This window comes from Vreelandella sedimenti (genome assembly GCF_013416325.1).
GTDB classification, from domain to species: Bacteria; Pseudomonadota; Gammaproteobacteria; order Pseudomonadales; family Halomonadaceae; genus Vreelandella; species Vreelandella sedimenti.
This window is the reverse complement of record NZ_JACCGK010000001.1, coordinates 345,223-359,149: the sequence shown is the minus strand read 5'-3', so window position 1 is coordinate 359,149 and position 13,927 is coordinate 345,223. Positions and strand designations below refer to the sequence as shown.

Annotated in this window: 13 protein-coding genes; all 13 read left to right on the top strand. The window is 56.0% G+C overall.

What is annotated here, in order from left to right; all coding sequences use genetic code 11:
• Positions 1 to 88 precede the first annotated feature (88 nt).
• The 13 genes from HZU72_RS01600 (at position 89) to HZU72_RS01540 (ending at position 13,926) form a co-directional block, all read left to right on the top strand.
• Positions 89 to 547, top strand: a complete 459-nt coding sequence (locus HZU72_RS01600; RefSeq protein ID WP_235975897.1) for a DUF2170 family protein — start codon at positions 89 to 91, stop codon at positions 545 to 547.
• Between the two features lie 63 nt (positions 548 to 610).
• Positions 611 to 1,306 (top strand): PspA/IM30 family protein, encoded by a 696-nt coding sequence (locus HZU72_RS01595; RefSeq protein WP_180089954.1) that lies wholly within the window; start codon positions 611 to 613, stop codon positions 1,304 to 1,306.
• A 44-nt stretch (positions 1,307 to 1,350) separates the two neighbouring features.
• Entirely contained in the window at positions 1,351 to 2,073 is a 723-nt protein-coding gene (locus HZU72_RS01590) for a DUF2491 family protein (protein WP_180089952.1), read from the top strand.
• A gap of 43 nt (positions 2,074 to 2,116) precedes the next feature.
• Complete coding sequence (locus HZU72_RS01585; protein WP_179916319.1) at positions 2,117 to 2,530, top strand: DUF350 domain-containing protein; 414 nt, start codon at positions 2,117 to 2,119, stop codon at positions 2,528 to 2,530.
• Between the two features lie 25 nt (positions 2,531 to 2,555).
• The gene (locus HZU72_RS01580) at positions 2,556 to 3,164 is read left to right on the top strand and encodes a DUF1190 domain-containing protein (protein WP_180089950.1); all 609 of its coding nucleotides are present in this window, start codon (positions 2,556 to 2,558) and stop codon (positions 3,162 to 3,164) included.
• A gap of 19 nt (positions 3,165 to 3,183) precedes the next feature.
• The gene (locus HZU72_RS01575) at positions 3,184 to 4,350 is read left to right on the top strand and encodes a glutathionylspermidine synthase family protein (RefSeq protein WP_180089948.1); all 1,167 of its coding nucleotides are present in this window, start codon (positions 3,184 to 3,186) and stop codon (positions 4,348 to 4,350) included.
• A gap of 160 nt (positions 4,351 to 4,510) precedes the next feature.
• Complete coding sequence (locus HZU72_RS01570) at positions 4,511 to 6,553, top strand: methyl-accepting chemotaxis protein (RefSeq protein WP_180089946.1); 2,043 nt, start codon at positions 4,511 to 4,513, stop codon at positions 6,551 to 6,553.
• Between the two features lie 12 nt (positions 6,554 to 6,565).
• Entirely contained in the window at positions 6,566 to 7,633 is a 1,068-nt protein-coding gene (gene cheB, locus HZU72_RS01565; protein ID WP_180089944.1) for a chemotaxis-specific protein-glutamate methyltransferase CheB, read from the top strand.
• On the top strand, positions 7,630 to 9,072 hold the full coding sequence (locus tag HZU72_RS01560) for a CheR family methyltransferase (protein ID WP_180089942.1): 1,443 nt from the start codon (positions 7,630 to 7,632) through the stop codon (positions 9,070 to 9,072). The genes cheB and HZU72_RS01560 overlap by 4 nt, the downstream gene beginning before the upstream one ends.
• A gap of 2 nt (positions 9,073 to 9,074) precedes the next feature.
• Positions 9,075 to 11,201, top strand: a complete 2,127-nt coding sequence (locus HZU72_RS01555) for a hybrid sensor histidine kinase/response regulator (protein WP_180089940.1) — start codon at positions 9,075 to 9,077, stop codon at positions 11,199 to 11,201.
• A 69-nt stretch (positions 11,202 to 11,270) separates the two neighbouring features.
• On the top strand, positions 11,271 to 11,627 hold the full coding sequence (locus HZU72_RS01550; protein WP_180089938.1) for a response regulator: 357 nt from the start codon (positions 11,271 to 11,273) through the stop codon (positions 11,625 to 11,627).
• A 69-nt stretch (positions 11,628 to 11,696) separates the two neighbouring features.
• Positions 11,697 to 13,376, top strand: a complete 1,680-nt coding sequence (locus HZU72_RS01545; protein WP_180089936.1) for a diguanylate cyclase — start codon at positions 11,697 to 11,699, stop codon at positions 13,374 to 13,376.
• Positions 13,366 to 13,926, top strand: a complete 561-nt coding sequence (locus tag HZU72_RS01540) for a chemotaxis protein CheW (protein WP_180089934.1) — start codon at positions 13,366 to 13,368, stop codon at positions 13,924 to 13,926. Before HZU72_RS01545 ends, HZU72_RS01540 begins: the two co-directional genes overlap by 11 nt.
• Position 13,927 lies beyond the last annotated feature (1 nt).

Below are 13,927 nucleotides of genomic sequence, written 5' to 3'. Positions count from 1 at the left end.
GAGGCGGGGCGTTTTTTTGCGAAAAGGAACCATTTGCTCTACTAAATGTTAAGGTAAGGTCACTTAACGAACGATGGAGCAGATCGCCTTGACTACGCCTACCGTTACCGACGGCATCACCGCCAGCGAGCTATATAAATTAGTCAGCCAGCCAGCGTCCAACAACGCTGAAGAGACGACCCTTGAGTGGCCTGAAGGCACTATCAGCTTTGATGAAGCTAATCAGACGCTGATCTGGGAGCTTAACGATTACGGTAACCTGTCGATGACCCTATCGCGCAGCGAAAATGAATGGGTCGCCATGGCACCCATTGCTGCCGTAGATGGCGTCAAAAACAGCGCTGAGCTTAACGAAGTATTGCTGCGTCAGGGCATTTCGCTACCGCTGGCCTCTGTGGGTATTGTCGAGATCGACGGGCAAGACCTTTATGTGGCTTACGGGCAGCTGTTTGGCGATTCAAAGCTTGAGTCAATTTGCGCCGAACTACACGCCACGGCCAGTGCCGCGATGGACGTCGCCGAACTGATACAAACGCATTTCGTCTAACGCTAACAGCTGCCCATCTATCAGCATTGTCACCATTACAGCAACTTACCAGTGAGATTATCTATGTTAAGCAAAATCATGACGGCCCTGCGCGGCAAAGCGAATGAAACCGGTCAAGCTGTGGTGGATTCCCAGGCACTGCGCATTTTAGACCAGGAAATCCGCGACTCGGAAAATCACCTGAGCCAGTCTAAAACTGAACTCACCCGCCTGATGGGCCAGCGCCAGCTAAACAGCAATAAAGCTGACACCCTGGAAAGCAAAATAGCCGAGCTGGAAAAAAGCGCCGAGGCCGCGCTGGATAAAGGCGAAGAAGCACTAGCCGTGGAAGTGGCTGAGCGCATGGTGGCGCTGCAGGATGATCTGGAAGCAGAGCGCGCCATTGTTAGCGAGTACGATGCCAGCATTGAAAAACTGCGCAGCGCGATTCGCGGTACCGACAACCAGCTTCGCCAGCTTAAGCAGCAGGTCAGCGTGGTGAAAGCGACAGAGTCGGCACAAAAAGCCCAATCCGCCGTGGCGGCTCGCCATTCGGGCCAGAACAGCGCGATGGGCAGCGCGATGGAGTCACTGGAGCGTATTAAAGAGCGCCAGCAGCTTAATTCGGCGCAAATGCAAGCCGCTGACGACATGGCGGCAGAAGAGAGCGGCAGCTCGCTGGAAGCCCGCTTGAAAGCAGCCGGTGTAGGCGGTCAAAACCGCAAAGCAGACGACGTGTTAGCGCGCCTGAAAGCAAAGAAAAACGCCGCACAGGAATAACGTTAAGTGCAAGTCAGCGTTTAAATTTATTAGGGAGCCAGGCCATGTTTAACACCCTCAAGGCACTTTTTCGCGCTACCACGGAGAAGCCGCCCGAGCCTAACGCAGGCCGCCCGGTGGCCGCTGGCCTGCCTATGGGTATCAGCCAGGAAGACCTTGAGGGCCTGCGCCTGGATGGGCGCGTCAACATTAAACTGATCGGCCTACGTGCCCATCCCGATGCGCTGTTTCGCTGGAACGACGATGCCTACCATCATATTGCCGCCGTGGGGCACGTCGATCTTGGCCAAGGAGCTCACCTGGTGCGCTTCTATCTGGATAACGACACCTGGCTGCAGGCCAATATCGAGAACGGTCAGGTGCTTGAATATAAGCTGTTCGACTTTTACCGTGTTGCTCATCTCGCGGATGCCGAATTTGATAATTTGATCAACGGTGAAGATAAACAGTCCGACAGCATCGGCGCACAAACCATCGCGCTCACCTCAACCACTGAGGAGGCGCGCAGTTGCACCTATCAGCGAGTGTGGGGAAATGACGACAGTCTATGGTCGCCACCGGTGGTTTTCGAAGAGCAGGTAATGACCACCGCGAGCGTGTCGGCTCGCCATGTGACCCACCATGCAATGCTCTATGAGCGTACCATCGAAGGTGCTGAGCGTATGGAGTACTTACTGCTGAGCGCAGAAAGCGATGGCGAAGGCAGCTTTATGGTGGTGCACAACGTGGGGTTAGATGTGGCCTCCGTCGATATCGACGCTGTTTGACACGCAAGTGAATTTTTAAGCTACTGAAAAGGAAGCAACCACCATGGTGAATTACCTCTACGGCCTGCCATCATTTATCGCCTATCTAGTCACGGCGATAGTGCTGCTCGCCGCCTTTATGTACTGCTACAGTCGGATTACTCCGCACCACGAGTGGACGCTGATTCGCGAAGGTAATGCAGCTGCTGCCTCCGCCTACGGCGGCTCCATTTTAGGCTTTACCATTCCGCTATATAGCGCGATGGCGCACTCAATCAACTTTATCGATTTTGTGCTCTGGGGCGTAGTGGCCTTTATTGTTCAGTTGGCCACCTTCTTCGCCGTTAAGCTGTTTCTGCGTAAACAGGGCGAAAGCCTGTCTCAGCACATCACCGAAGGTCACCAGGCCTACGGCATTTTGATGGCCAGCGTGGCCGTGGCAGTCGGCTTACTCAACGCCGCTTCGATGACTTGGTAACGACGACGTGGTAAAGGAGAGCCTGATGTCAAAACACGATAGTACCCCTCATTTGCCGCGCCGCAAGCGCAGCGGGCGCTTGTCACTGGCGATGATGGGCGCCAGCGCCTTTGGTCTTACCGCCTGTGGCCAACCGCCCCAGGAAGAGCAAATCACCGAGATAGAATTTGACGAGCCGCGCAGCTTTGAAAGCGTTGAAGCCTGCGTCGCTGAAAATGTCTATACCCGTAGCGCCTGTGAAGATGCCTACGAAGCGTCCCTGGAAGCGGTGCCGCGCTATAGCACCCTGGAGGAGTGCGAAGCTGAGAATGGTGAAGGCGCCTGTACCGCACCGACCGAAGAGCAGTCACAAGCGGCTACGGGTAGCACCGGCGGCAGCTGGTTCATGCCCGCCATGATGGGATATATGGTCGGCAGCATGATGTCCAACACCAATCGTGGACGCTCCTTCGAGCGGGTTTACCAGGAGCCGGTGTACCGCAACCGTCAAAACCAGGGCAACTGGAACACCGCTACCAATCAGGCGACCCAGCGCGTTACCCAGCGTAATGATGCAATGCGTAGCTCGGTGGCGACCTCTCAGCGCCGAGGCTTTGGCTCGCGCTCTTCTGCCCGCGGCGGCTGGGGCTCATAACCCCCAGGCAAACATTACTATGCTGCGAATCGATATTCCTGAACGAAGCAACTGGAAAGCCCTGGCTCACGAGCTGGGCTTTCATTTTCATACCATCGACGGGGAGCCTTACTGGAAAGAGGACGCCTACTACCAGTTCACCCTAGAGCAGGTAGAGCGAGATATCGAAGCGCCTACCGAGGAAGTGCATGAGATGTGCATGGAGCTGGTGGACAAGGTTTGCCACTCCAATGCACTTATGCAGCGTCTGGCTTTGCCTGAACACATGTGGGACAGCATCCATAACTCCTGGAAGTCGGGTCAGCCGCACCTCTACGGACGAATGGATTTTGCCTATTCAGGCGATGGCCCGGCGAAACTGCTGGAGCTCAACTACGACACCCCTACCTCGCTCTACGAAGCGGGCTTTTTTCAGTGGGTGTGGCTTGAACAAGCTATCCAACAAGGCATCCTGCCGCGCCATGCGGATCAGTACAACTCGATTCAAGAGCGCCTGATCAATGCCATGGCGCACCTTGGCGATCGCATTGAAGCGCGTACGCTCTATTTCTCCTGCATCAAAGATAACGCTGAAGAGCGCGCCACCGTGCACTACCTGCAGGATGTCGCGGTACAAGCCGGTCTCAAGGCGCCGTTTATCTACACTGAAGATATTGGTCTGCGCCCTGGGGCTGAGCACTTTGTGGACTTGAATAACCAACCCATCCACGCCCTGTTCAAGCTCTACCCCTGGGAAGAGATGGCCGACGATGCGTTTGGCGAATATATCCCTCAGCTAAACACCCACTGGTTTGAGCCGCCCTGGAAAGCCATTCTCTCCAACAAGGGGATACTGCCCCTTTTATGGGAGCACTTTAAGGGCCACCCCAACCTGCTACCAGCGTTTTTTGAGGATGCCAACAGCCCACCACTGCCGGCAGGCTGGGTGCGTAAGCCATTCTTCTCTCGAGAAGGCAGCAATGTAGAGCTGGTTACCCCGGCGGGCCACCGCGAAGCCGTGGATGGCCCCTACACCGACAGCCCCTGGATTCGTCAGGCCTACCACCCCATGCCGCGCTTCGGTAATAACCACGCCTTAATTGGCAGTTGGGTAGTGGGCGACCGTGCCTGTGGCATCGGCATTCGTGAAGATGTTGGCCGTATCACCAAAGACTCCTCCTGCTTTGTGCCCCACGCGATCGTTTAAGCGCAAGTACCAAAACACGCAAACTAGACAGTCTTCATAAAAAAAGCTGAAATCGTTGCCACTACCCTAAGTAGAGTGGTAAGTATCACTCTACTTCTAACCCTAAGCGCTATTGAGCAGCGCCGTTAGGGCCACCGTTTATTTTGGAGCAACGGCGAACATGATGGCGCGCTGGAAATCCCTACCTCTACGGCTTCGTCTATTTCTCTCTTTTGGGACAGTCTTAGCACTCGCGATGCTTTTGGCGCTCTATCTTCAAGCGCGTTCACACAGCCAAGCGCGGCTGGATAACCTGCTTAATCAAGAGCTACCGGCACAGATCAAAGGGCTGGCAGCGCATATAAACCTCAGCCTTAGCCAGGATCTTGCTATCTCCGAAAGCTTGGCCAATAGCTACTTTATTGAGCAGTGGGTTCGCGAAGGCCTACCGGAAGAGCGACAAAACGATATTACGGCGTATCTAGCCCGCCTTATGGAGCAGTTAGACACCGAGCTACTTTTTATCGCCGCTCAACACCAGGGCCGGGGCTACTATTTTCAGCTGCGCAACGGTGAATTTCTGCAGCGCATTATCCAGCCCCCCGGCAGCGAAGATGACTGGTACTACCACTTTACTGACAGCGACAACGCTTACGAGCTAAATTTAGATAGCGACACTTTTTCACCCGACGATGCCTTTGTGTACGTCAATTATCGCAGCGCGGTAAATGCCGCCAACGGTCGACCGCTGGTCGTGGCCGGTGCGGGACTCGATCTCTCCCAAATGGCCAGTTTGGTTGATGACTTTCGCTTAGGCGGTAGCGGACATGCCTCGCTGCTCAGCGCCGAGGGTGAGCTGCTTGTTCGCAGCGGTGAAGCCAATCGTAGTGATGAATCAGTTCCTACTGTCGCAACAGCCACCGAGGCCTTACCAGAGCAAGCGTCGCAGCGTTTGCTGCAAAACGAGCAGCTACAGGTGCATGAAACGACGCGTGACGGCCAAGAAATGTTGGTCAGCACGATCTGGCTCCCTGAGCTGCAGCGCTACCTGATGGTGGAAGTCGATAAAGAGGCGTACCTGGCATCCACCCGCGAGCGCTTCCTGGAGTCCAGCGGTATAGGGCTACTCATTCTGCTCGTTGGGTTGCTGGTACTCTACCCGCTGACTGGCAGCCTCATCCGCCCGCTGATTAATTTCCAGCGCCAGCTCAAGGACATCACCCACAGCCTGGATCTTTCACGGCGGGTCAGCACCGATGACAAAGCCGAGCTTGGCGACTTAGCCAATCAAACCAACGAGCTCCTTGAGCGCCTCTCCCGCGCTATTGCGGCAGTGGCCAAAAACGCTCAGGCACTAACGCAAGTTGCAGACCGGCTGGCGAAAACCGCCGGGCTTTCCGGTGTGCACGGTAGCGATATCGATCATGAAGCAAGCCAAACCATGGCCGCAGCGGTTGAGGAGATGGCCTCTTCGGTAGCGGAAATCACTTCCACCATGGAGGAGCTCTCTACCTCATCAACCCAAATCGCCGACCACTCCCAATCAGTGGTCGACGTTGCCAATCAGACACTGGAGCGCAGCCGAAAAGGCAGTTCGGCCATGCAACTGCTACAGTCAAAAATGCAGGATATCCGTAGCGACAGCGAGCAGAGCCTGACAGAGATCATGACGCTGGGGGCGAAATCCAAACAGATCAACAAGGTTATGGAGCTGATCAACACCCTGGCCGCTCAAACCAAGCTGATTGCTTTTAATGCCGCCTTGGAAGCTTCAAGCGCAGGGGAATCGGGCCGCCGTTTTTCGGTTGTCGCCAGCGAGATACGCCGCTTGGCTGACAGCGTGACCGACTCGACTCAAGAGATTGAAGCGCATACCGATGATATTCAAACAGCGATTAATCGCTTAGTAGTGGCCTCTGAAAAAGGTGCCTCCTCAATCGAGCAGGGCGTTGAGGCAAGCATGAGTACCGCCCAGGATCTGGAGGCGCTGCTCAAGGCGGCAAGTCAAACCAGCAGCGCGGCCCAGCAGATATCGCTCTCCACACAGCAGCAAAAAACCGCCAGCAGCCAGGTGGTGATGGCGCTACGCGATATCGATACGGCCAGTTCTCGCAACGCACACTCAGTGCGCAGTATCACCGATATTAGCCAGGACATGATCCATATGTCGGCTGAGCTTAACGCGCTGGTGCAGGAGTTCACCCTAACAAATAAAGATCGCTGATAAGGATACCGGATGAGTGTAATTCGGGTAGTCATTGCCGACGATAGCCAAGTAGCCCGCGACGTGCTACGCGATATCCTCAGCCGGGACGATGATATTGAGATCGTGGGGGAAGCCACTAATGGCCGCGAAGCGGTGGAACTGGCCAAGCGCCTTGCGCCGCAGCTGATCACCATGGATCTCAACATGCCGGTGATGGACGGCTTATCCGCTATCGAAGAGATCATGTACAGCAAAGGGGTGCCCATTCTGGTAGTCAGCGACCGCTCCGATGCGCAAACGGCTTATCAAGCCCTTGAGGTAGGCGCGTTGGAAGTCATGCCTAAACCCACTCTGGAAGGAGTCGATGCCAAACGCTTGCTGGAGCGTGTACGCCTGCTTTCCGGCGTGGCGGTCATCACCCGTCTACGTCGACGCGGCTTAGCACCTACCCTCACTCCTCCAATACCGACGTTTGCTGTAACGCCACGGGGGGTGCCGCGTAACTTCCAGCACGTGGTCGCGATCGCCTGCTCAACCGGTGGCCCGCAAGCCTTGGTGCGGGTACTGCGGAGGCTACCCAGCGGGTTTCCAGCCCCCATTGTGATCGCCCAGCACATCAGTCATGGATTTATTGATGGCATGGCGCAATGGCTGGCATCCCTTTGCACTATGCCGGTTAGCGTGGGCCAAGAGGGCGAACGGCTACGCCCTGGGCATATTTACCTATCACCTTCCGAGCGTGACTTATGCGTATCCTCCCGCCACCGTTTCCAGCTTCAACCCAGTCCTGAATGCTCCCTGTACCATCCCTGTTGCGATGTGCTGCTGGAAAGTGTCGCGGAGGTCTACGGCAGTGATGCGATTGGCATTATTTTGACCGGCATGGGCCGCGATGGAGTGAATGGCATGCGGGCAATACATCGCGCAGGCGGAACCACTTTCGCACAAGATGAAGCCAGCTCGGTGATTTATGGCATGAACCAAGAAGCCGTCAAAGCGGGTGTCATACAGTATGAATTACCGCTCGATAGCCTTCCGGATCGGCTGCTACGCGATATCCGCGGCTGCATGGATAGCCGACCGGAGCCTTTGGCATGAGTGCGTTTGCTCCCTTCAAAGCCCTGGTGCATCAGCGCTGCGGGTTACACTTAGAGGGCTTGGCCGAAGCCCGGCTATTCCGAGCAGTAGCCAGCTTACAGGCCTCCACGGGGCTAACCGACACCACCCAGCTCCTCAGACAATTAAGCCGCGACCCGGCGCTATTCGATCAATTTGTCAGCCAGTTAACGGTCAACGAAACCTATTTTTTTCGCGAGCCTGACGCCCTGGACTGGCTGGTCAACACCTATTTACCGCAACGCCTAACGACAGAGCAGCCGCCGCTCTCTATCTTCAGCGCGGGCTGTTCTTCCGGTGAAGAGCCCTATAGCGTAGCGATGATGCTGTTTGAGCGCTTTGGCGAGCGTGCCAACGCACTGTTTACTCTTACCGGCGGCGACCTGGATCACCAAGTCCTCGCCAAGGCACGCCAGGCGGTTTATGGCGGCATGGCGTTTCGCGCCCTATCCCCCGCCTTCAAAAAGCGTTACTTCAGCCCCCACCAGGGCCGCTACAAGCTTCACGAATCGCTGCGCCGATGGGTAACCTTTCGCCCGTTTAACCTGTTAAACGCCAACGTAGACAGCCCCGGCGGCCCCTTTAATGTAATTCTGTTTCGCAATGTCTCAATCTACTTTGATCAGCAGACACGGCGCCACATTCATCAGCAGCTTAGCCAGTTGCTGGCTCCCAATGGCATTTTAGTCTGCGGCGTCACCGAAACCCTGGGTAACGATCTTGGCGTGTTTGAATTGACCGAAGCTCAGGGCGTCTTTTACTTTCGCCATGCAGAGCAACCCGCGATAGTGCCAGTGACTCCCCTTCAGCCCTCATTACTTACGATGGACAACATGGCTGACGACAGCATTACTGAAGACAGTATTAGCGTTGCTGAGAGCACAAATAAACAGCTAGCGTTAGACAGCTGCGCTGATGTGGCGCCCCAGGTGCCACGTCAACATGCAACGGAAAAGGAGCCGACGGACAGCATTAGCCACCAACTACACACCGCCCATCGGTTGCTCAACCAAAATGCGTTTGACGACGCCGCGACGCTGCTTGAGATGCTGCTTGAGCAACAGCCGTGGTCGATCGATGCGCTGGTGCTGGCTGGGTTGGTTGCCCGCTGGCAGCAGCAGCCCCAGCTCGCCTACGACCATTTCAAGCGGGCTATTTACGTCGCCCCGGAGTGTTGGCCGGCCCATTTCTACTTAGCTGAACTTTATCGCCAAGGCGAACTGACCGACAAGCCATTACAGCGCAAGCAGCGCTATGCCGTGGTGGTTCGTTTGCTAACCACCGCGCCCACCTCTGATGGAGGGCTAGACACCATCACCCCACCACTACCACCAGGCGATGCGCGCTTTCTAGCCGAACGTTATTTAGACGCGGTGAACCTAACACTGGCATCAACCAGTACCCCCCAGGGAGTGGGTTAATTATGGCGCTGGATATTCGCCGCTTTATACAACGCTTTGTGGAAGAGGCAGCCGACCACCTGCCCCGCTTGCGAGAAGGAATTAGCGCACTGGAGCAAGGCCATGCTGATCGCGAACAGATCAACGAGCTGTTCCGCGCAGCGCATACGCTGAAAGGCTCGTCGCGAATGCTTAAACTGGTACCGATCACCGCGCTGGCACATAGCACTGAAGAGCTGCTCAGCGCTCTGCGCGACAACACCCTAACCGCAACGCCGACGGTGACCAGCTTGCTCAGCCAGGCAGTGGACGGTCTTTCTGACTTAGTCAGTCGACTCGCCGAAGGAGCGACAGGTGACGACCTACCTACGGCTGATGAGGTGCTATGTAGCGCCCTGGAAGCGGCTGCCCTCGGGCAGGCCCCAATCCCACCCATTCCCGCAGAGGCGGCGCCGTCCTCTGTGCCTGCGCTACCGTCCTTCTCAACACCGCCTTCCTCCGCTGCGCTGGTGACGGAGAGCGAGCTGCGGCTCAGCGATACGGTGCGGGTTCGCCTGGATCGACTGGATGATGTTATTCGTTTGATGGGCGAAGTGCTTTCCGGCCACCATCATTTACATACCCTGGTTAACCAAGCCCGTGAGCTAAGCATCACGCTTCCTGTCGAACAGCAGGGACCTTTTCACGCCTTTCACCGTGAGCTGAAAGATAGCGTGTTAAGCCACGATTCGCTGATGAGCGACCTACACGACCGCGCACTGCAAATGCGCATGCTGCCGCTAAGCGTGGTGTTTGATCCACTCGCGCATATGTCCCGAGAACTGGCCCAGTCACTCGGCAAACAGGTCGACTGCCGGGTGCGAGGCAGCGAAATCGAACTTGATCGCCAGATGATTGATCGCCTATCGGATCCGCTTATTCACCTGCTGCGCAATGCCTTGGATCACGGCTTAGAGCTGCCTGCCGAGCGCCAGGCAGCGGGTAAACCTCCCCGTGGGCAGTTGATTATCGAAGCCTGGCAGGATGCTGGCTGGGTGGTGGTAGAGATGCGTGACGACGGCGCGGGTATTTCGCTTGAAGCGGTGCGTCAAAAAGCGCTCGCCAAACAGTTGGTGAGCGAAGAGCAGCTCCATGCGCTGAGCGAACAGGAAACGCTAGAGCTTATATTCCTGCCGGGCTTCTCTACCAAGAGCATGATTACCGACTTTTCTGGCCGCGGTGTGGGCATGGATGTGGTCAAGCGCACCGTGGTGGATGAGCTTAACGGCGACCTGCAGCTTGCCAGCGAACGCGGTAGCGGCACCCGCTTTACTCTGCGCCTGCCACTCTCGTTGGCGATGATGCGGGTACTACTGGTCAGCGTCGGCGGCATCAACCTAGGGGTAACGGCACCTTACGTATCAGAGTTGGTCGAGTGCTCATCACAATCATTTATTGATGCTGCGGGTCAGCGCACGCTGATTTTACGCAATGAATTTGTGCCGGTGGTATCGCTAGCCCAACTGCTTGAGCTACCTGAGACGGCGTCCGGTACTGATACCACCCTACTGCTGGTCGTCCACCAACGGCACCAGAAGCTTGCTCTGATTATTGACTCACTGATTGATGAACGCGATATGATCATCAAGCCACTGCCCGTACATCTTCGTTATTTACCGCTGGTCTCGGGCATGGTTTCCATGGGGCGCAATGCGCTGGTAAGCCTACTTCAGGTACCCGCTTTACTGGCAGCCACCCGACACGGTGCCCAACGTGCTAACGAAGAGCGTGTATCCTCCGCTCTCGCGAAACGCATTTTGGTGGTCGACGACTCACTGAATACCCGCGAAATAGAGAAAGATGTACTCGAAGCTTGGGGCTACCACGTCACCCTGGCCGAAAATGGCCGCGACGGTTTAGCCAAAGCACTGGCAGAGCCGTTTGATGCCGTCCTTACCGATGTTGAAATGCCGGTAATGGATGGCTTTGCGCTGACTGCCCGACTGCGCGAAAATGAGGTTTATCGTTATCGGCCAATTATTATTATCACCTCGCGGGAAAAGGAGGCTGATCGGCGACGCGGTATTGAGGTCGGTGCTGACGCTTATATCGTCAAAGGTAGCTTTGACCAAAATAATTTAGTTGAGACGCTCCAGGCCCTACTGGGTTAATCACGAGTGATACTGACACGACTGTTAATGACATAGCCATTAAAGACACAACTACCATGAGGTCATGGAATGCCTATCCTGGTCGTAGACGACGATCCGCTTGCCGGGGAAATGACGGCGGCACTGCTTGAGCATCAGGGCCATGAGACGCTGCTGGCCATTGACGCGATGGAAGCCGTCGAGCAGCTAGATAATCGCAGCGATATCAAGCTGATTGTCAGCGATATGCACATGCCCCTCATCAGTGGGGTAGCACTGCTGGCGATGCTGCGCGAGCAGGCTAATCACCTACCGTTTATTTTACTCACCGGAGACACTCCGGACACAACGCTTCAGCAAACACCAGGCCTGCATGCCTGTTTGCGTAAAGATGCCGAGCTGGCATCCAACCTGGAAGCCGCCGTAAAACAGGCGCTGGATGGGTAACCACTGCTAGAGGGAATGGATAACTGATGGAATGGATCGCCGCTTTCGTTCACTTACGTAGGTAGTTTGATGTCTAAGCCCGCCCCTTCGCTGCACGATAAGCTAAACCAGCTGCGTGAGCGTTTTATTGAGCAGCTTCCGTCCCGCTTAGCGCAAACCGCCAAGCTGTGGCAGCTGAGTCGCACGACGAGCGAAGAACAGTCGCGACTCGCGCCAGAGCTGCACCGTTTCTTTCATAGTTTGAAAGGAACCGGGAGGTCACTGGGATTTGAGCGGCTTGCCCTGCTGGCGGATCAGGCGGAAGAGGCGCTCACTACCTCCCCCGCCCGCGCCGATATCGACACGTTTATCAGTCAACTGCTTCTCCAGATGGGTCACGAACAACAGCACCTGCGTTCCCACCACGGTCAACAGCAAGCGCTGGCGGCCGTAAACAGCTTCGAGCTTACCAGTCAGGTTGAACCTCTGCGCAATAAGCGCCAGCGGTTAATTTATCTGTGCGACGATGAGCCCGAGCAGGTCGATCAATTAATCCATCACCTACGCTGCTTTGGTCACGAAGTCGCTCAGTTTATCGATACAGACACATTCTTTAACGCCGTGCTCACTCGTCGCCCGGACGCGGTCATCATGGACGTGCAGTTCCCCCAAGGCCAGACGGCAGGCACTGAAACCCTGACCAGCTTAAACAAACTGACAGGCCAACCGCTCCCCGCCATCGTTTTGTCGGCCCATAGCGACTTTCATTCACGCCTGAGTGCCGTTCGTGCAGGCTGCAGCGGCTACTTTACCAAACCGGTAAAACCGCTGGATCTGATGCTGGCAGTGGATGAACTGACCGCTCCGGCAGCGGAAGAGCCACTGAAAGTGCTGGTGGTGGATGATGAGCCCGAAGCAGCCGCTTACCACGCTCTGTTGCTTGAAGAGGGCGGTATGCTGGCTCACCAGGTTCACCATCCCGCCGATGCGCTCACGGTAATGGAGCGCTTTAGCCCCGATTTACTGCTGGTCGATGTGTATATGCCGGTGTGTTCTGGGGAAGAGCTGGCATCGATTATTCGCCAGCAGCCGGAACACCTGGGCCTACCGATTATCTATCTCTCCAGTGAAACCGACAGCCAAAAGCAAATATCCGCTATGTCTGCGGGGGTTGAAGCCTTTCTCACCAAACCCGTTCAGCCCGAAGAGCTGGTTTCTGCCGTGCGGCTGCGCGCCGAACGCCTGCGCCTGCTGCGCTCATTAATGACCCGCGACAGCATGACCGGGCTGTATAACCACAGCACCACCACCGAACTGATCAATAAAAACCTCGCTCAGGCTCACCGTGATAATAGCCAGCACGCCATGGCGATGATCGATATTGATCACTTCAAGCAGGTCAACGACACCCACGGTCATTTGGCGGGTGACCAGGTAATTATCACCCTGGCAAGACTATTACAGAGTCGCCTGCGTCTTTCCGATATTATCGGCCGCTACGGCGGAGAAGAGTTTGTTGTGCTGCTAAAGGGCATTAATGCCGAGAAAGCCGTCACATTAATCGATAGCCTGCGCGAGGATTTTGCTCTGGTCGACTTTCACGCCGGTGAGGTTCGCTTTCGCTGTACCTTTAGTGCAGGCATTAGCAGCTTCCCCGCACAACCTTCTACCGAGTCGATGCGTTTAAGCGCCGACCAAGCGCTCTATCGCGCCAAACACCAAGGTCGCAATCAGGTAGTGATATCGACGGAGCTGGCCGATGACCGCTGAATTTCCCCGCGACGGCGAAGCGAATGACCAGCCGCCCGCGACCCAAACCCTTGGCGAGGCATTGGCAGCGCACGGCGATGCTGAGGCAGTGGTGGATATTGATGAGCCTACCCAACAGCTAGTGCTCTTCCGGCTCAATGATCAGCCTTTTGCACTACCCGGCAGCGCGGTGAGTGAAATCCTATCTAGTGACCAGCCCGTCTATTACGTGCCGGGGCTGCCCGCCTCTACCGAAGGTGTGCTGCACCTGCGAGGCAAAATCGAGTCCGTCATTAGCCTGCATCAACTACTCGGTTTACCTGCACCGGAAGGTAACCAAAAGGGGATGATTCTATTAGTAAGCGCGGCGGGGATTACTAGCGGCGTGCGTATTGAACAGCTTGATGATGTGTCCGAGGTCACCCAGAGTATGCTGCAAGCGCCGCCAGAGACGCTTTCTGGCACGTTGCGCCCTTATGTCAGTGCGCTATGGCAGATAGATGAGCAAGAAGCGCTTGCCCTGCTTGACCCAGAGGCGCTCTTCGACGCCTACCAGCAGGGGCTTGGTTAAA

What these genes read in the sequence shown, in the direction of transcription:
- HZU72_RS01585 (WP_179916319.1), top strand. Translation starts at nt 2,117, where the DNA reads ATGGTGAATTACCTCTACGGCCTGCCATCATTTATCGCCTATCTAGTC.
- cheB (WP_180089944.1), top strand. Translation starts at nt 6,566, where the DNA reads ATGAGTGTAATTCGGGTAGTCATTGCCGACGATAGCCAAGTAGCCCGC.
- HZU72_RS01575 (WP_180089948.1), top strand. Translation starts at nt 3,184, where the DNA reads ATGCTGCGAATCGATATTCCTGAACGAAGCAACTGGAAAGCCCTGGCT.
- HZU72_RS01570 (WP_180089946.1), top strand. Translation starts at nt 4,511, where the DNA reads ATGATGGCGCGCTGGAAATCCCTACCTCTACGGCTTCGTCTATTTCTC.
- HZU72_RS01555 (WP_180089940.1), top strand. Translation starts at nt 9,075, where the DNA reads ATGGCGCTGGATATTCGCCGCTTTATACAACGCTTTGTGGAAGAGGCA.
- HZU72_RS01545 (WP_180089936.1), top strand. Translation starts at nt 11,697, where the DNA reads ATGTCTAAGCCCGCCCCTTCGCTGCACGATAAGCTAAACCAGCTGCGT.
- HZU72_RS01590 (WP_180089952.1), top strand. Translation starts at nt 1,351, where the DNA reads ATGTTTAACACCCTCAAGGCACTTTTTCGCGCTACCACGGAGAAGCCG.
- HZU72_RS01560 (WP_180089942.1), top strand. Translation starts at nt 7,630, where the DNA reads ATGAGTGCGTTTGCTCCCTTCAAAGCCCTGGTGCATCAGCGCTGCGGG.
- HZU72_RS01595 (WP_180089954.1), top strand. Translation starts at nt 611, where the DNA reads ATGTTAAGCAAAATCATGACGGCCCTGCGCGGCAAAGCGAATGAAACC.
- HZU72_RS01540 (WP_180089934.1), top strand. Translation starts at nt 13,366, where the DNA reads ATGACCGCTGAATTTCCCCGCGACGGCGAAGCGAATGACCAGCCGCCC.
- HZU72_RS01550 (WP_180089938.1), top strand. Translation starts at nt 11,271, where the DNA reads ATGCCTATCCTGGTCGTAGACGACGATCCGCTTGCCGGGGAAATGACG.
- HZU72_RS01580 (WP_180089950.1), top strand. Translation starts at nt 2,556, where the DNA reads ATGTCAAAACACGATAGTACCCCTCATTTGCCGCGCCGCAAGCGCAGC.